The organism is Acidimicrobiales bacterium (assembly GCA_035531755.1).
GTDB lineage: Bacteria > Actinomycetota > Acidimicrobiia > Acidimicrobiales > UBA8190 > DATKSK01.
The window spans coordinates 1-17,225 of sequence record DATKSK010000032.1; the positions used below are offsets into that span (position 1 = coordinate 1).

General features: G+C 73.6%; 18 protein-coding genes. 6 read left to right on the top strand and 12 right to left on the bottom strand.

From position 1 onward, the window contains the following. From VMV22_07210 to hisI, 3 genes are all read right to left on the bottom strand, one after another. On the bottom strand, positions 1-783 hold a 783-nt coding region (locus VMV22_07210; GenBank protein HUY22114.1), incomplete at its 3' end, for a hypothetical protein. Then, the gene (locus VMV22_07215; protein ID HUY22115.1) at positions 780-2,357 is read right to left on the bottom strand and encodes a chorismate-binding protein; all 1,578 of its coding nucleotides are present in this window, start codon (positions 2,355-2,357) and stop codon (positions 780-782) included. The genes VMV22_07210 and VMV22_07215, both read right to left, overlap by 4 nt. After that, positions 2,354-2,812: a phosphoribosyl-AMP cyclohydrolase gene (gene hisI / locus VMV22_07220; protein HUY22116.1), complete on the bottom strand. Its 459-nt coding sequence runs from the start codon at positions 2,810-2,812 to the stop codon at positions 2,354-2,356. Before hisI ends, VMV22_07215 begins: the two co-directional genes overlap by 4 nt. 479 nt (positions 2,813-3,291) lie before the next feature. On the opposite strand from hisI, the gene VMV22_07225 reads away from it, so the two are divergent. Continuing rightward, positions 3,292-6,024 carry an MMPL family transporter gene (locus VMV22_07225; GenBank protein HUY22117.1) on the top strand — a complete coding sequence of 911 codons (2,733 nt, stop codon included), beginning with the start codon at positions 3,292-3,294 and terminating at the stop codon, positions 6,022-6,024. Positions 6,025-6,049: 25 nt separating this feature from the next. Here VMV22_07225 and VMV22_07230 read toward each other — a convergent pair whose 3' ends face one another. The 5 genes from VMV22_07230 to hisB all read right to left on the bottom strand — a co-directional run bounded on the left by VMV22_07230 (position 6,050) and on the right by hisB (position 9,333). Next, the gene (locus VMV22_07230; protein HUY22118.1) at positions 6,050-6,400 is read right to left on the bottom strand and encodes a co-chaperone GroES; all 351 of its coding nucleotides are present in this window, start codon (positions 6,398-6,400) and stop codon (positions 6,050-6,052) included. A gap of 146 nt (positions 6,401-6,546) precedes the next feature. Beyond that, on the bottom strand, positions 6,547-7,320 hold the full coding sequence (gene hisF, locus VMV22_07235) for an imidazole glycerol phosphate synthase subunit HisF (protein ID HUY22119.1): 774 nt from the start codon (positions 7,318-7,320) through the stop codon (positions 6,547-6,549). Beyond that, positions 7,302-8,060 (bottom strand): 1-(5-phosphoribosyl)-5-[(5-phosphoribosylamino)methylideneamino] imidazole-4-carboxamide isomerase, encoded by a 759-nt coding sequence (locus VMV22_07240; protein ID HUY22120.1) that lies wholly within the window; start codon positions 8,058-8,060, stop codon positions 7,302-7,304. Before VMV22_07240 ends, hisF begins: the two co-directional genes overlap by 19 nt. After that, positions 8,057-8,689, bottom strand: a complete 633-nt coding sequence (hisH, locus tag VMV22_07245; GenBank protein ID HUY22121.1) for an imidazole glycerol phosphate synthase subunit HisH — start codon at positions 8,687-8,689, stop codon at positions 8,057-8,059. Before hisH ends, VMV22_07240 begins: the two co-directional genes overlap by 4 nt. A gap of 2 nt (positions 8,690-8,691) precedes the next feature. Beyond that, positions 8,692-9,333, bottom strand: coding sequence for an imidazoleglycerol-phosphate dehydratase HisB (gene hisB / locus VMV22_07250; GenBank protein HUY22122.1), 642 nt, complete (start codon positions 9,331-9,333; stop codon positions 8,692-8,694). Between the two features lie 234 nt (positions 9,334-9,567). On the opposite strand from hisB, the gene VMV22_07255 reads away from it, so the two are divergent. Then, on the top strand, positions 9,568-10,644 hold the full coding sequence (locus tag VMV22_07255) for a glycosyl hydrolase (protein ID HUY22123.1): 1,077 nt from the start codon (positions 9,568-9,570) through the stop codon (positions 10,642-10,644). An 89-nt stretch (positions 10,645-10,733) separates the two neighbouring features. Here VMV22_07255 and hisC read toward each other — a convergent pair whose 3' ends face one another. Further along, positions 10,734-11,813: a histidinol-phosphate transaminase gene (gene hisC, locus VMV22_07260; protein HUY22124.1), complete on the bottom strand. Its 1,080-nt coding sequence runs from the start codon at positions 11,811-11,813 to the stop codon at positions 10,734-10,736. Next, positions 11,813-13,102: a histidinol dehydrogenase gene (gene hisD / locus VMV22_07265; GenBank protein HUY22125.1), complete on the bottom strand. Its 1,290-nt coding sequence runs from the start codon at positions 13,100-13,102 to the stop codon at positions 11,813-11,815. Before hisD ends, hisC begins: the two co-directional genes overlap by 1 nt. Before the next feature lie 130 nt (positions 13,103-13,232). Between hisD and VMV22_07270 the strand changes: the two genes are divergently transcribed. Beyond that, positions 13,233-13,433 carry a hypothetical protein gene (locus VMV22_07270; GenBank protein ID HUY22126.1) on the top strand — a complete coding sequence of 67 codons (201 nt, stop codon included), beginning with the start codon at positions 13,233-13,235 and terminating at the stop codon, positions 13,431-13,433. A 248-nt stretch (positions 13,434-13,681) separates the two neighbouring features. Here the strand turns inward: VMV22_07270 and nth are convergent, their stop codons facing one another. Further along, entirely contained in the window at positions 13,682-14,347 is a 666-nt protein-coding gene (gene nth, locus VMV22_07275) for an endonuclease III (GenBank protein HUY22127.1), read from the bottom strand. 134 nt (positions 14,348-14,481) lie between these two features. Between nth and mshD the strand changes: the two genes are divergently transcribed. Further along, positions 14,482-15,396: a mycothiol synthase gene (gene mshD, locus VMV22_07280; GenBank protein ID HUY22128.1), complete on the top strand. Its 915-nt coding sequence runs from the start codon at positions 14,482-14,484 to the stop codon at positions 15,394-15,396. Positions 15,397-15,478: 82 nt separating this feature from the next. Here mshD and VMV22_07285 read toward each other — a convergent pair whose 3' ends face one another. Continuing rightward, on the bottom strand, positions 15,479-16,273 hold the full coding sequence (locus VMV22_07285; protein ID HUY22129.1) for a VIT1/CCC1 transporter family protein: 795 nt from the start codon (positions 16,271-16,273) through the stop codon (positions 15,479-15,481). Between the two features lie 62 nt (positions 16,274-16,335). Here VMV22_07285 and VMV22_07290 point away from each other — a divergent pair, with 62 nt between their 5' ends. Further along, positions 16,336-16,686 (top strand): hypothetical protein, encoded by a 351-nt coding sequence (locus tag VMV22_07290; GenBank protein HUY22130.1) that lies wholly within the window; start codon positions 16,336-16,338, stop codon positions 16,684-16,686. Positions 16,687-16,758: 72 nt separating this feature from the next. Beyond that, positions 16,759-17,214, top strand: a complete 456-nt coding sequence (locus VMV22_07295) for a MaoC family dehydratase (GenBank protein ID HUY22131.1) — start codon at positions 16,759-16,761, stop codon at positions 17,212-17,214. Positions 17,215-17,225 lie beyond the last annotated feature (11 nt).

Here is a 17,225-nt window from a genome sequence, read left to right on the forward strand (position 1 = left end):
GGGCGCCGCCGCACCCCCGGGCAGCTCATCGACGACGAGCCCGCGCAGGTGCCGGGCCACGCGGTTGCCCCGGGCATCGAGGCGGGCGACGAGCTCCTGCCCGGTGTAGCACCCCTTCGTGAAGCTCACGCACCGCTCGAGCAGGTCGGCCTCGGCGGCGATGGTCCGCTCGTCGAGCTCGGCCCCCATGACCGGGATGCCGGCCTCGACGCGCACCGCCTCCCAGGCGGCCGCACCGCACGCCCGCACGCCGGGCGGAGCGGTGGGGCCCTCCCCGAGCAGGTCGACGCCGGCGACGCCGTTCCACGAGAACGGCGGCGCCAGCGCCGTGCCCGCCGGGAGCCCGCCCTCCACCACCCGTGCCGCCTGCGGTCCCCGCAGCGCCACGCACCGCCAGTCGAGGCGCTCGACGACCACCTTGACGCGCAGCTTGAAGCGCTCCAGCCGCGCCGTGGTGGCGTCGCCGAACCCGGCGTCGACGTCGACGACGAAGTCGTCGCCGGCCAGGCGGCCGACCCGCACGACGGCGTCGAGCTTGCCCTGCGGGCTCAGGAGCAGCGAGTCCACCGACTCCCCCGTCCCGAGGCCGGCGAGGTCCTGCGACACCTGGCCCTGCAGATACGACAGCGCATCGGGGCCCGAGACGCCCAGGACGTCGCGTCCGACGGCGACGGCGCCGACGGCGCTGCGCAGCGCCCGGTAGTCCTCGAGGTCGTCGTCGGAGAACGGCCCCCTGCGGACGCCGGCCGCCGCCCGGGCACCGCCGTCATCCCGGGTCGTCACCGCCGCGCCCCTGCCGCGGCGTCGTCCACGCGGTCGTGACGGGCCCGGCGCTGCGCCGTCGCCCGGCGGGCCGCAGGCACGGCCGCCAACAGGGCGGCGGCTTTGTTCCGGCACTCCATGTCCTCGTCGGCGGGGTCGCTGTCGGCCACGATCCCGGCGCCCGCCTGCACCGAGGCGTGGCCGTCGGGAGTCACCACCATGGTGCGGATGGCGATGGCGGTGTCGAGGTTGCCCGAGAAGTCGAGGTAGCCGACCACGCCGCCGTAGACGCCGCGCTTGGTGGGCTCGAGATCGTCGATGATCTGCATGGCGCGCACCTTGGGCGCGCCCGACAGGGTGCCCGCGGGGATGGTGGCCCGCAGCACGTCGATGGGGCCCTTGGCGGCGTCGAGGAGTCCGGACACCTGGGACGTGAGGTGCATGACGTGGCTGTAGCGCTCGACCGTCTTGAACTCGTCGACGTGCTCCGTGCCGAAGCGCACCACCCGGCCCACGTCGTTGCGCGCCAGGTCGACCAGCATGACGTGCTCGGCCACCTCCTTCGGGTGCTCGGCGAGCTCCCCGGCCAGGCGCTCGTCCTCGGCCGGGCTCTCCCCGCGGCGCCGCGTCCCGGCGATGGGCCGCGACACGACGACGCCGTCGCGCAGCCGGACGAGCGGCTCGGGCGTCGCCCCCACCACGGTGCAGTGGTCGGTCCGCAGGAAGTAGAGGTAGGGGCTCGGGTTCACCAGCCGCAGCACCCGGTACAGGTCGAAGGGCTCGGCGTCGAGCTCGAGGTCGAAACGTTGCGACAGGACCACTTGGAAGACGTCGCCGGCCCGGATGTGCTCCTTGGCCGCCACCACGGCGTCCTGGAACCCCTCCGACGACATGGTGCGCGTCACCGCGGGCAGCGCGTCGTCGGGGCGCGGCGCCTCGAGCGGGGGGCCGCCCAACGGCCGGAACAGCGCGGCGGCCAGGTCGTCGAGGCGGGCCCCGGCCTCGTTGTAGGCGGCGGCCGCGTCCGCATCGCCCCAGCCCTCGCCCACGACGACGTTGTCCACGAGCACCACCCGCTGGCGCCAGTGGTCGAAGGCGCACAGCTGGCCGATCACGTGCAGGACGGCGTCGGGCAGCCCGAGGTCGTCGGGCGGCACCGCCGGCAGGTGCTCGACCTCCCGCACGACGTCGTACCCGAGGTAGCCGACGAGGCCGCCGTGCAACGGCGGGAGATCGGCGAAGACCGGCGACCGGTACGCCGACAGCAGGGCGTCCACCGTCGCCAGGATCCCCTGGGTGGCGCACGCCCCCACCTCGGCGGGGAGCGCCAGGGGCCCGTCGGCCGTCACCTCGCGCCCGCGCGCCACCAGGGTCACGAGCGGGTTGCGGCCGACGAAGGAGTACCGGCCCCACCGTTCGCCGCCCTCGACCGACTCGAGCAGGAAGCCGGTGTCCTCCCCCACCGCCAACAGGAAGGCGCTGACGGGGGTCAGGGTGTCGGCGACCACCTCACGCCAGACGGGGACGATACGGTGCCCCCGGGCGAGCTCGCAGAAGGCGTCGCGCCCGGGTCGATCGGCCGGCGGTGGGCTCACCCGGGGCTCGGCGCGTCCCCGGCGGACGGGCGCGCCCCGTCGGGCCCGAACGAGCGGTAGAAGCACGACCGGGCGCCGGTGTGGCAGGCGCCGGCCCCGTCCTGGTCGACGACCACCAGGAGCGTGTCGCCGTCGCAGTCGTAGCGCACGGCGCGCACCCACTGGCGGTCGCCCGATGTCTCCCCCTTGCACCAGTACTCGCGTCGGCTCCTGCTCCAGAACCACGTGCGGCCCGTCCCCAAGGTGCGTCGGAGGGCCTCCTCGTCCATGTACCCGAGCATGAGGACCGTGCCGTCGGAAGCGTCCTGCACCACCACGGGCACGAGCCCGTCGGCCCCGAAGTGCACGACGGCGAGGTCGGCCTCGGTGAAGGGGATCGGCGTGGCGACACGCCCGGGCGGGATCGGAGGGGCCGTCCCCGCGGCGGCGTCCGGTGCGGCGGTCTCGGGGCTCATGGACCCCTCACGATACCGGCAGGCGGGGAGGGCACCGCCGGGGCCCGCGCAGCGCCCCGAAGCTGCGCCCGGGCCGTCCACGCCAGTTCCCACACCCGTCCACGCCAGTTCCCACACCCGTCCACGCCAGTTCCCAGACCCGTCCACAGCGGAGCCCGGGCCGGTTCGCCGGGCCGGTCCCCCACCCATCCCCGGGCCGGTCCCCCACCCATCCCCGGGCCGGTCCCCCACCCATCCCCGGGCCGGTCCCCCGCCGGTCCCCGGGCCGGTCCCCCACCCATCCCCGGGCCGGTCCCCCGCCGGTCCCGACACCCGACGGGCCACCGCTCGTCGCCGGACCGTCGTCGTGGCAGGCGCCACCGGACGACAGCCGAGACGGTCGCTCGCGGGACTTCCCTCCCCGTCGCGTTTACTATGCAGTAACTCCGTCGCCATGGAGTGCGGGGTCGTCGGGGGAGCGCAAGTCGCCGGGGGGCGCAATGAGACGGACGTGGGAATGGCTCGGGCTCAACCTGGGCAAGCGGGCCGGCACGGTCGCCCTGGTCGGCCTCGTCCTCACGTTCGCTCTCGGCTTCGGCATCGTGAAGCTCCGGTTCACGACCAGTAACGCCGACTACCTCAACACCAACGACCCGGCCTGGATCAACAACGTCAACTACGAGAAGGTCTTCGGCGGGGACCCGATGGCGGTCCTCTTCACCATGAAGCCGGGGACCACCGTCGACAACCTCCTCACCCCGCACAACCAGGCCGAGTTCCGGCGGATCTCCGCCGAGCTCGCCAAGGACCACTGGGTGTTCAGCTCCGTGACCCCGCTCGACGCCCTGCAGTTCGGCCAGACGCTGCTGAGGAGCCCCACCGGCAGCCCCCTCGACAGCCCGGCCGCCCACCTGCTTTTCGACGCCATCTCCCGCGACACCAATCCCCACGACAAGGCCATTCGCAGCCACTACCTGACCGAGCAGGGCATCGCGCTGGTCAAGACCCCGCCCGCGAAGGAGGTCCTGTCGAACCCCACGTGGTTGCATTTCGTCATCCACGAGGTCGACGGCACGGTCCGCCAGTCCCTCAAGACGTTCGTCCACGACGACCACCACGCCCTCATGGCCATCTACCTCCAGGGTGACCTGAACATCAACCAGGAGACAACGGCTGCAGCCTCGGTGGCGAAGATCATCAACAGCGCCCACTTCGACAACACCTCGACGATCACGACCGGCGTGCCGGCGCTACTGAAGACGATCAACGACTACCTGAAGCACGGCATCACGACGCTGGCACTGGCCGCCGGTGTGCTCATGGTGGCGATCCTGCTGTTGTCGTTCACCGTCCGCTGGCGCCTGCTCGCCTTCGCCATCGTGGCGGTGGGCCTGGTGTGGGGGTTCGGCCTCGTGGGGTACTTCCACGTCCCGTTGACCCTGGCCACCATCGCGGCGCTGCCCGTGCTCCTCGGCGTCGGCATGGACTATTCGATCCAGATGCACTCCCGCATCGAGGAGGAGGTCGTCCTCGACCGCGCCACGCACCCGATCCAGGCCGCGGCCCGCGGTCTCGGCCCCGCCCTCCTCGTCGTCACCTTCGACGCCGTGTTCGCCTTCATGGCCCTGTGGTTCGCCAAGACCCCCGCCATCCGCGAGTTCGGGTCGCTGCTCGTGATCGGCATCATCGCCGTGTGCGTGTGCAGCATCATCGCCACGCTGGCCGTGCTGGGCATCCGCGAGTACAAGTCCCCCACCAAGGGGAGGGACTTCAGCCAAGGACGGCTCAGCCGGATCGTGGTGTTCCTCGGGAGCCTGCCGCAGCGCACCGCCGTCCCGCTGGCCATCGCCAGCGTCGTGATCCTGCTGTCGGGCATCGCCGTCGAGGGCAAGCTGGCCTTGCAGACCGACCCGATCCAATGGGTGAACCCGCACTCCCAGGCGATCAAGGACATCAAGCAGCTGAAGGCCGCCACGGGGTCCGACAACGAGATCGCCATGCGGATCTCCACCAACCACCCGTGGAGCGACCAGACGGTCAAGTACGTGGTGAACTTCTCGCGCCAGCTCGAGGCCAAGTACCCCACCGGCCTCTTCCCCGCCGCCGGGCTCATCAACACCATCGACCAGTTCGTCACCGTCAAGGGCATGAAGGACGTCCCCCCCACCGGCGCCGACATGGAGGGCATCTACCTGATCGCGCCCCCGGGCATCCTCAAGACGACGGTGGCCGACAACGGGGCGGCGCTCAACGTCATCTTCCTGGGGCGCACCGACACGCTCGACCAGCTCGCACCGGTGGTGAAGGACCTGCAGGGCGGCATCAACCCGCCGCCGGGGATCACGGTGGCGCCCGGTGGCATCGCCACCGTGGGCGTGGGGCTGATCCAGAACCTCGAGAAGTCCCGGGTGCAGCTCACCTACCTCGCCATCCTCTTCGTCGGCCTCTTCCTCACCCTGCGGCTGCGCAGCCTCATCCGCGCCCTGCTGTCGCTCGTGCCGGTCCTCGTCGCCGTGGGAGCGGTGTCGCTCATCGGCGTGGCCTTCCACCTGAAGCTCAGCCCGGTCACGGCGGTGGCGGGGCCGCTGGTGGTGGCGGTCTGTACCGAATTCACGTCACTGCTCCTGTTGCGATTCGTCGAGGAACGTCAGCGCGGGCTGACACCGCGTGATGCCATGGACGCCACGGCGCGGCGCACCGGCCGGGCCTTCATGGTGTCAGGCATGACGGCCATCGCCGGCGTCGGGGTCCTCGGACTGTCGTCGATGCCGCTCCTGAGCGAGTTCGGCGTCATCGTCGCCGTCAACGTGTCCGTGGCCCTGCTGAGCGCGCTGATCGTCCTTCCTCCGATCCTCGTCTGGGCCGACCAGCGCAACTGGGTCTCGCGGGGCCTGCTGAAGGCGCCGCCGCAGCCCTACAAGACGCTCGAGGAGGAGCTGCAGGGCATGCCCGCACCGGCGCCCGCCTCGTTGACGTCGGCCTACGCGGCGGCCCCGAACGGCCCGGTCGCCTCGAACGGGCCCGTGACGTCCAACGGGCCGGTCGCCGCCAACGGGCCGGTCGCCGCCAACGGGCCCAACCGACCGCGGACACCCGAAGTGGCGCCGACGATACCGGCGGGCGCGGCACCCCCGCCGCCCCCGGCCCGCAACGCCCCGGCCCGCAACGCCCCGGCACCGGCCGCCCCGACACCGCTGTGGATCACCCCGGGCGCCAAGCCCAAGACGAACTAGGGCGTCCCCACGGCGGGCCGGCGCGCTACAGGTAGAGGCCGGTCCCGCTGTCGATGCGCTCCGAGGCCACGGCGTGGATGTCGCGCTCGCGCAGGATGACGTACTCGTCCCCCTGCACCTCGACCTCGAAGCGGTCGTCCGGGTTGAACAGCACCTTGTCGCCCACCTTGATGGTGCGGACGTGCGGCCCCACGGCGACGACCTCCGCCCACAGCAGCCGGCGCGACACCTGCGCGGTGGCGGGGATCAGGATCCCGGCGCGCGACCGGCGCTCACCTTCGGCGGCCGGCTGCTGCGCCAGGACGCGATCGGCCAGCATGGTGATGGGCTGCTTGGGCGTGGCCGGTTGCCGGGACGTCTTCGCCGAAGGGACCACGGGCGAACCGTAGCCGATCCGGTCAGCGGCGATTCCCGGCGGCACGCCCGGAGACGGGCAGCGCCAGTCGGTCGTTTGCGCCCCCCGGCGCGCCCGCGGGCGGCCTGCCGCGTGCCGGCGCGCCCCGGGCCGGCGCCCGGGCGCCCTCAGGCCGGCGCGGGTGGGCGCACCACCACGCCGCTCGCCGCCAGGAAGGACTTGGCCTCGGCCACGGTGAACTCGCGCCGGTGGAAGATCGACGCGGCCAACAGGGCGTCGGCGCCGCCGGCGACCGCCCCCTCGACGAGGTGCTCCAGCGACCCCACCCCGCCGGAGGCCACCACGGGGACGTTCACCGCCTCCACGACGGCGTGGGTGAGCCCGATGTCGAAACCGTCGCGGGTGCCGTCGCGGTCCATCGACGTGAGGAGGATCTCACCGGCGCCGAAGGTGGCGCACGCCTCGGCCCATTCCACCGCGTCGCGGCCCGTCCCCTGGCGCCCCCCGTGGGTGAAGACCTCCCACCCCGCGCCGGGGCCACGGCTGCGGGCGTCGACGGCCACCACCACGCACTGGGAGCCGAACTCGTCGGCGAGCCGCGAAATCAGCTCGGGCTCGAGGACCGCGGCGGTGTTCACCGCCACCTTGTCCGCACCGGCGCGCAGCAGGCGGCGGGCGTCGTCGGGGGCACGCACGCCGCCGCCGACCGTGAACGGGATGAAGACCTGCTCGGCGGTGCGCGTCACCACGTCGACCATGGTGTCGCGCCCGTGGGCGGACGCGGTGATGTCGAGGAACACGAGCTCGTCGGCGCCCTCGGCGTCGTAGCGGGCGGCGAGCTCCACGGGGTCGCCGGCGTCCACCAGGTCGACGAAGCGCACGCCCTTCACGACGCGCCCGTCGTCGACGTCGAGGCAGGGGATCACACGGACGGCGCGCACGCGGCGATCGCCTCCTCGACGGTGAGGGCCCCCTCCACGAGCGCGGTGCCCACGATGGCCCCCGCCAGGCGCCGGCCCCCGGAATCGAGCGCCGCCAGGGCCTCGAGGTCCGCGGCCGAGCGGACTCCGCCCGAGGCCACCACGGGGTGGGTGGTCGCGGCCAGCACGGCCCCCAGGCCGGCGAGGTCAGGGCCGCCGAGCATCCCGTCGCGGTCGATGGCGGTCACCACCACGGCGCCGATCTCCACGTCGGCGAGCGCCGCCAGCGCGTCGGACAGGGTCGTGCCGCTCCCCCGCTCCCAGCCGCGCACCGCCAGCTCGGCACCGGAGCCGGCGCCGCGGTGGTCGAGCCCCACCGCCACGCGCCCCGGGTGGAGCGCCGCCAACGTGCGCACCAGCTCGGGCGACTCGACCGCCGCGGTGCCCAGCACCACGCGCGCCACCCCGAGACCGAGCAGCGTGGTGGCGTCCTCGTCACTGCGGACCCCGCCACCGACCTGCACCCGCGCCCCGACCGCCCGGGTGACCGCCAGGACCGCCTCGCGGTTGACCGGCGAACCCGTGCGCGCCGCGTCGAGGTCGACGACGTGGATCCACCGGGCACCGCCCGCTTCGTACGAGCGCGCCAGCGCCACGGGGTCGCCGTAGCTGCGGACGCGGCCGAAGTCGCCCTGCACCAGACGAACGGCGCCGCCGTCGTGGAGGTCGATCGCGGGGAACAGGTCCACGACGCTGCTCACCCGCGGCGCGGTTCGACCCCGCACACCGCCACGAAGTTGGCGAGGATGGCGAGCCCGAGCCCGCCGGACTTCTCGGGGTGGAACTGCGTGCCCCACACCGGGCCGCGCTCGGCGGCGGCGACCACCACACCGCCGTAGTCGCACGTGGCGACCACGTCGTCGGTGACCTCCGGGGCGTAGGAATGGACGAAGTACACCCAGGGACGCTCGGGCAGCCCGGCCAGCAGCCCGCTGGTGGCGCCCGGGCGCGTCACGAGCTGGTTCCACTGCATCTGGGGCCGCTTGACCGGCCCCGACAGCTCGCGGACCTTGCCACCGAGCACACCCAGGCCCGGTGTCGCCGGGGACTCCTCGGACCCTTCGTAGAGCAGTTGGAACCCGACGCAGATCCCGAGGAACGGCGTACCCCGCGCGACGGCGCGCTCGACCGCCTCGACCAGTCCTGTCCTGCGCAGGGCCAGGGCGCAGCGCCCGAAGGCACCGACACCCGGCAAGACGACCCCGGCCGCCCCGGCGGCCTCGTCGGGGTCGGTGACGAGCCGGGCGTCGGCACCGAGGTGCACGAGGGCCTTCTGCGCGGAGGCGAGGTTCCCGATGCCGTAGTCGAGGACGGCGATTCCTCCGTCCATCGTCAGGCTCCGGGGGCCGTCCCGAGCGTGCCCTTGGTCGAGGGCACGCCCGCGCCTTCGAGCCGCAGCGCGTCGCGCAGGCAACGCGCCGTCCCCTTGAACGAGGCCTCCAGCACGTGGTGGGTGTTCTTCCCGGTGACCAGCCGCAGGTGCAGGGTGAAGCCGGCCGCCGTGACCAGCGCGCGCCAGAACTCCTCGGCCAGCTGCGGGTCGAAGGGAGGCGAGCCCAGGGGCGCCACGTCGGGCCCGAAGGCCACGTCGTAGGCGAGATAGGGACGCCCCGAGATGTCGAGCGCCACCTCGACGAGGGCCTCGTCGAGCGGCAGGGCGATGGAGGAGAACCGGCGGATGCCGGCCTTGTCCCCCATCGCCGACGCCAGGGCTTCGCCCAGCACGATCCCGACGTCTTCGACGGTGTGGTGCGCGTCGACGTGGAGGTCGCCCGACGCCGTGATGCGAAGGTCGAGGCCGCCGTGGCGGCCCAGCTGCGACAGCATGTGGTCGAAGAAGGGCAGGCCGGTGTCGACCTCCACCGCCCCGCTGCCGTCGAGGGCGACCTCGACGTCGATGGACGTCTCCTTCGTCCGTCGCTGGCGAGTGGCGCGGCGTGGGACGGGGCTCACCGCGCCGGCCGCTCGCTTCACGTCATCGATCATCGGTCAGTCCATCGGTCATCGGTCCCACCCGTGGTCGCCGCGACCCCGCGACGGCGCCCGTCGGAGCCGTCCGCACAGGTTAGGCGCTCCGTCAGCGCCACCTGACCAGGAGTTTTGCTTGACACATCCGGGGCACCGGCCGAGGATGGACCGGGAAGGCGACCGGTGCCCTCCGACCGAGCGGCGGTCCGGGGGCGGGGCGGTCCCAGGGGGGTTGGGAGGGTGAACCGGCATCCGGCGGGCGCGACGCGGGTGTCGTGGGCCGTCGCCCTGGTCGTGGCGTCGATCGCCGCGCTGTCGGTGCAGGCCGTCGCCGCCCACGGCGCGGACGCCTCCGACGCCGCCCGCCCGCATGCCACCGCCCGCCCGCATGCCACCGCCGCCCGCGTCTGCCGTGGCGGCGGCCGCCGCCTGACGAAGGCCCTCGGCGTGTACACGGGCGCCGCCGACCCGGCGGACGCGGCAAGCTTCGCCAGCCGTACCGGCGCCCACCTGCGCGTCGTGTCGGACTACCTCCCCGCCGGCGCCGGGTGGTCCGGCATGACGACCAACCTGAATTGGATGCTGCGGCCGTGGGCGAGGACGGGGTGCACGCTCGTCCTCGGTGTGCCGCTGATCCCGACGAATGCCGCGGGGACCCGGCTCGGGTCGCTGGCTGCCGGCGCCACCGGCGCGTACGACTCGTACTTCGTGACGCTGGCGCGGTCGCTCGTGGCCGGAGGCCAGGCCCACGCCGTGCTGCGCCTGGGGTGGGAGTTCAACGGCAACTGGTACCCGTGGCAGGTGACCAACGCCACCGACGCCGCCGACTTCGTCTCGTACTGGCGCCACATCGTCGACGCCATGCGCACGGTGCGGCGCGAGGCGTTCCGCTTCGCGTGGAACCCCAACGGCATGTCCTCGTTCGGCAGCGCCTACGGGCCCGACCAGGCCTACCCGGGCAACTCCTACGTCACCTACGTCGGCACCGACGTCTACGACCAGTGCTGGTGCTCCCCCGAGACGCCCGCCAACGCCTGGTCCCTCAACTACTACCAGGCATGGGGACTGCAGTGGCTGGCCGCGTTCGCCCGGGCCACCGGCAAGCAGATCGTCATCCCCGAGTGGGGCGTCACCATCCGCCCCGACGGCCACGGTCTCGGGGACGACCCCTCGTTCATCACGAACCTCACCGACTGGGTGGCGGCGAACGACGTCGCCTGGACGAGCTACTTCAACTACGACGCGCCCGACGGGTCGCACGACCTGTTCGACCCGTCGTTCCCCAAGTCGCTCGCCGTGTTCGACATGATCCACTAGCACCAGCCCGGGCCGTCCGCCCCTTCACACGACACCGCCGAGCACCCGGTGCCGGGGCACGCCACCCGGGGACGGGGATCAGGGTCGGCTCAGGGCGCCAGACTGGCGCGCAACGCGGCCAGGAACCGGTCGTTCTCCTCGGGCGTGCCCACCGTGACGCGCAGGCACTCGTCGAGCCCCGGCCACGTCGAGCAGTCGCGCACCAGCACCGAGGCCCCGAGCAGGTCCCGCCACACGTCGGTGGCGGCGCGACGGATCGGGCGGAACAGCAAGAAGTTGGCGTCCGACGGCCACGACTCCACCGGCAGCTCACCCAGGGCGACGGCCATGCGCCCGCGCTCCTCGGTGATGAGCGCCACGCGCGCCTCCATGGCCGCCACGTGGCGAAGCGCCAGCCGACCGGCGGCCTGGGTCATGGCGTCGAGGTGGTACGGCAGCACGACGGCGTCGCAGGCCGCCACCACCTCGGGGTCGGCGACGAGGTAGCCCAGGCGGCACGCCGCCATCGACCATGTCTTGGAGAACGTGCGGACCACCACGAGGCGGTCGCGGTGCGCCGCCGCGCTCTGCACCAGCTCGAGTGCGCTCCAGGGGGCGAACTGCCCGTAGGCCTCGTCCACCACGACGAGCCCGGGGGCGCGCCCGAGCACGTCGGCCACCACGTCGGGCGGCTCGGCCCGCCCCGTGGGGTTGTTGGGCGAGCACAGGAAGGTGACGACCGGGCCGGCGTCCTCGAGCACCCGGGCGACCACCTCGAGGTCGAGCCGGTGGTCGGGCCCGCGCCACCCGCTCGCCACGGCCGTGGCCGTGAGCGAGGCGATGTGGCGGTGCAGGGCGTAGGTCGGCTCGAACACCGCCACGGTGCGCCCGGCCCCCCCGTAGGCGAGCAGCAGGCACTGCAGCACCTCGTTGGACCCGTTGGCGCAGAAGACCTGGGCGGCGTCGACGCCGTGGAAGTCCGCCAGGGCCCGGCGCAGCTCGGTGGCGGCGCGGTCGGGGTAGCGGTTGAAGTCGATGCGGCCGAGCTCCTGGCGCAGCTCCACCAGCCACTCCTCGGGCGGCGGCAGGGGCGACTCGTTGGCGTTCAGCCGCACCTCCACGTCGACCTGGGGCGAGTGGTAGCCGGTCAGGGCCGCCAGGTCGGGGCGCAGTGGCACGCGCTCGGACATCACGCCTCGCCGCGGATCATGACGGACTGGGCGTGCGCCGGCAGCCCCTCGGCCTCGGCGATGGCGACCACGTGTGGCGCCAGGCGGGCGAGGGCATCCGCATCCACCGACACCGCGTGGATGTGGGTGCGGAAGTCGTCGACCCGCAGCGCCGAGGCGAAGCGGGCGGTGCGCGCCGTGGGCAGGACGTGGTTCGGCCCCGCCAGGTAGTCGCCCACGCTGGCCGGCGCGTAGGGGCCCAGGAACACCGCCCCCGCGCACCGGACGAGGGGGAGCAACGCCTCGGCCCCGTCCACGAGCAGCTCCAGGTGCTCGGGCGCCACGACGTTGGCGAGGGCCACCGCCTCGGCGGGCCCGTCGACCAGGGCCACGTACCCGCCCGACCCCAGGGTGGCCTCCAGGTCGGCGCGCCGCGGCGACGCCGCCACCAACCGGTCGACCTCGGCCTCGACGGCGTCGGCGGTGGCCGGCGACCACGTCACCAGCCAGGCCAGGCCGTCGGGCCCGTGCTCGGCCTGGACCACCACGTCGATGGCGGCCCAGCGCGCCGGCGTGGTGTCGTCGGCCACCACCACCACCTCCGAGGGCCCGGCGAAGGCCGAGGGGACGCCGACGATGCCGGCCACCTGGCGCTTGGCCTCCGCCACGTAGCGGTTCCCGGGCCCCACGATCACGTCCACCGCCCCCACCGACTCGGTGCCGAAGGCCATGGCCGCCACCGCCTGTGCACCACCGATCCCGTACACCTCGTCCACGCCGGCGATGGCGGCCGCCGCCAGGGACTCGGGCGCCACGTGGCCGTCGGCGCCCGGCGGCACGCACAGGACCAGCTCGCCCACGCCCGCGACCCGGGCGGGCGCGGCGCACATGAGGACGGTCGAGGGGTAGCGCGCCCGGCCGCCGGGGGCGTAGAGGCCGGCGCGGGCCACGGGCCGCACCAGGTGGCGGACGACCACGCCGTCGTCCACGAAGTCGGCCACGGGCTCGGGCTCGTGACGGTGGTACGCCAGGATGCGCTCGTAGGCGACCTGGAGGGCCCGACGCAGGGCAGGGTCGAGCGAGGTCAGGGCTTCGTCGATCTCGGCGGCCGGCACCCGCAGCTCGTCGACGTCCACGCCGTCGAAACGCGCCGTCAGGGCCCGCACGGCGGCGTCACCGCCGGCCCGCACCTCGTCGAGCACGGCGCGGACGGCCTCGGTCGGGAACGCCGCCCCGGCCGGCGGGCGCGGGACGGCCGCCGCCAGCTCGGCGGCGGGGACACCGCGCAGGTCGAGGCGCTCCAGGGGCACGAAGGACCGATGGTACTCGGGGCGTCTCGGGCCTCCTGCCCTGGTGAGCCCGCCCCGGCCCCGGTGCCCGCCCGGCGCCGGGGCCGGGGCGCGGTCGCATCACCCGTGTCGATACGTCATCATCGGGAGCATGTCCGCCCCCCTTGCAGAGCTGTCGTCGTTGGCCACCGCGCTCGAGGAGCTGCGCCACCGCGTGGCCACCATCGCCGACCTGGCCGCCGCCGAGCACGACGACGAGACGGCGTCCGAGCTCTTCGCCGTGGAGCGGGCCCTCACCGGCGCCGGGCGTCGTCTCGGCCGCATCACCACCGCCCCGGGACGGCGCCGCTGACGCGGCGACGGCGCCCTTTCGGGCGCCGTCGCGTGAGCCGGCAGGACGGCGGGTCCCAGCCGCGCTCATCCGGAACCAGGTGGCGGGAACCGGTTCCGTGCCAATACAACACCATCGGTCACGCGACCTTCGGTCACCCCGGCAAAACTCCGGCACAACTCGGCGTGCTCGGGGACCTGCGAGGTGCGGGGACCTGCGACGTGCGGGGACCTGCGAGGTGCGGGGACCTGCGAGGTGCGGGGCAGGCCCTACGACGCGTGCAGGGGGACCAGCGACGACGGGCAGATGTCGGCCAGCAGGCACTCACCGCAGCGCGGCGTGCGCGCCCGGCACACCCGGCGGCCGTGCAGGATGAGGCGGAGGCTGAACGCGCCGCGCTCGGCCGGCGGGACCAGAGCGTCGATGTCGCGCTCGACCTTCACCGGGTCGGTCTCGGCCGTGAGCCCCAGCCGCCTGGTCAACCGCCCCACGTGGGTGTCGACGGGAAGTCCCGGCAGACCCATCGCCACGCTGCGCACCACGTTCGCCGTCTTGCGCCCGACGCCCGGCAGGCTCGTCAGGTCCTCCATGGACGACGGCACCTCGCCGCCGAAGCGCTCGGTCACGCCACGGGCCATGCCGATCAGGCTGGTGGTCTTCGACCGGAAGAATCCCGTGGACCGGATGCGCTCCTCCAGGTCATCGCTCGACGCAACCGCCAGCGCCTCGGGCGTGGGATAGGCGGCGAAGAGTCCGGGCGTGACCATGTTCACGCGCTCGTCGGTGCACTGCGCGGAGAGGATGGTGGCCACGAGGAGCTGGAAGGGCCCGTCATGGGTGAGGGCACACAGGTCCTCGGCGCCGCCGGGGTACTCCTCCGCCAGGCGGGCCACGACCAGGCGCGCCCGGCCGCGCGGGGAACGGGGTCGTGCCACGGCCTCAGGCTACCGATCCCGTCCCACCGTCAGCACCCGTCGGCGCACCGACCCGACCCGCATCACCGACCCGTGGCGGGGCGCGCCACGCCCGGCAACGGCTCCCGGAGATCGGTGCCGGGTAGCCTTCGGCCATGCACCCCGTCGAGGTCAAGCGCCGCATGGGCGAGTCCGACATCGCCGAGGTCTCCCAGCTCCTCCAGGAGGTGCTCGTGGCCGACGGGCACCGGCCGCTGGGCGAGCACAAGTGGCTCGACCTCGTCCACGGGGGCCGCAAGGGCTTCGCCGGGTTCGTCGCCCGCGAGGCCGCCGGTGGCCCGCTGGTCGGCTACGCCCAGCTGAGCCGGGGCCACGACACCTGGGGCGTCGAGGTCGTCGTCCGGCCCGACCACCGCAAGCCCGAGGCCGAGGTGGGGACGAGCCTGCTCGACGCGGCCCTGCGCGAAGTCCGCCACCAGGGCGGGGGGCACGTCCACCTGTGGGTCCCCAAGCCGACGGCGCACTCCGACGCCGTGGCGGCGTCGTGCGGCCTGACCCGCGGGCGCGATCTCTACCAGATGCGCCGGCCGCTCCCCGTCGAGGACACCCGCTCCCACGTCGCCACGCGGCCCTTCGAGCCCGGTGCCGACGAGGCGGCGTGGCTGGCGGTGAACAACCGGGCCTTCGCCTCGCACCCCGAACAGGGGGGGTGGACCCTCGACACCCTCCTCGAGCGCGAGGCCGAGGCGTGGTTCGACCCCGACGGCTTCCTCCTGCACGAGCGCGACGGGCGGTTGGCGGCGTCGTGCTGGACCAAGGTGCACCACGACACCCAGCCACCGGTCGGGGAGATCTACGTCATCTCCGTCGACCCCGACTTCCAGGGCCTGGGGCTCGGCCGGGAGCTGGTCCTCGCCGGGCTGGAGCACCTGTCGTCGCTCGGCGTCACCGTGGGGATGCTCTACGTCGACGCCGGCAACGAGCCCGCCGTGCACCTCTACCGGTCCATGGGCTTCACCGTCGACCACACCGACCGCGCCTACGTCGCCGACGTGCGCGTCGACGCCTGAGACCGCCCCACCACCGAACGGGGGCCGGTCACCGGGGCGAGCCGGCGAGCGCGGGCCGCGCCCGGCGCGGCGAGCGTCGTCGTTACTGGTGGCCCACCGCGGCGCCGACGCCGTAGGTGACGGCGGCGGCCGCGGCCGAGATCGCCAGCTGCCGCAGCGCCGAGCGCCACCAGCTGCGCCGCGTGAACACCGCCACGGCGGCGCCCACCGCCAGGGCCGCCAGCGCGCCCAGGACGATCGACGCCACCACGGCGCTGTTGCCGCGTGAGAACAGCCAGGGCAACAGCGGCACGAGCGCGCCCACGGCGAAGGTGACGAAGGACGACACCGCCGCCTGCAGCGGCCGGCCGAGCGAGCCGGGGTCGATGCCGAGCTCTTCGCGGGCGTGGGTCTCGAGGGCGAGCTCGGGGGTCCGCATCATCTCGTCGGCGAGCTTGCGGGCCACGGTGGGATCGACACCGCGCTTCTCGTAGATGTGGACGAGCTCGCGACGCTCGCCCTCGGGACGGTGGTCGATCTCGTGGCGCTCCAGGGCCAGCTCCCGTTCGAACAGCTCGCGCTGGGCCTGCATGGAGACGTACTCCCCCGACGCCATGGAGAACGCCCCGGCGATGAGCCCGGCGATCCCCGCCAGGCGGACCACCCCGGGCCCCGGGTTGGCGCCGGCGAAGCCGAGCACCAGGCAGAGGTTGGACACGAGGCCGTCGGTCATGCCGAACACCGCAGCCCGTGCCCCGCCACCCTGGACGTTGCGATGCTGGTGGTCCACGGCCGACCCGTCGACCGTGGACCGGCGGGCCGGGTGGGCGGTCGACGCCCGGCGGCCGAGCAGGCGGGTCGCCAGGCCGCTGTCCCGGAGCTCGCGGGTGGTCTTCACCTCCCCGAGACTACCGACCGAGGTGCGGCCAGGCGCGCCGGGCGACCTGCAAGAATGGCGGGATGGCCGAACCCCGTCGCTGGTTCGACACGACACAGCCCCAGACCCTGCAGGGGGCGGTGATGCTGTGCTACCTGACCGCCGCCTTCGGCCTCCTCTCCATCCTGTTCGGTTCCTTTCCCGGGCTCATCGCGCTCGGCATCGGGGCCGCCGGCTTCGGCGTGGCCAACGAGCGGCGCTGGGGCTACTGGCTGGGGATCGTGCTGGCGGGGATCAGCGCGCTGCTCTACCTCCTGTTCCTGGCGGGTGGGTTCGTCTTCGCCATCGTCATCAATCTCGTGTTCACGCTTCTCCTCATGGCGTTGTTCCTCCATCCCCAGAGCCGCGAGTACCAGCGCATCTGGTTCAAGTGATGCACCCCGGGGGCTCTCCCGGGGCCCCGCGAGCCCCACGACCGGTAGCGCCCCGCGCCTAGAGTCGGCGCCATGACGACCACGGTTTCGAGCATCCACGAGCTCCACGCCCTGTCCGGGCAGCACCTCGGGTGGTCCGACTGGCACGTCGTCGACCAGGAGCAGGTGAACCTGTTCGCCGACGCCACCGGCGACCACCAGTGGATCCACGTGGACGTCGAGCGAGCCAAAGATGGGCCTTTCGGGACTCCGATAGCCCACGGCTATCTCACCCTGGCGCTGGCTCCCACTCTCCTCCACGAGGTCCTCCACGTCTCCGGCATCTCGATGAGCATCAACTACGGGCTCAACAAGCTGAGGTTCCCCTCCCCGGTCCCCGTCGGTTCCAAGGTCCGGGCCGGCGTGACCCTGGCCGGCCTGGAGGAGGTCTCGGGGGGCGCCCAGGTGACACTGAACGTGTCGTTCGAGATCGAGGGCGGAGCCAAGCCGGCATGCGTCGCCGAAGTGCTGTTCCGGTACTACTCCTGAGCGGAGCTCCC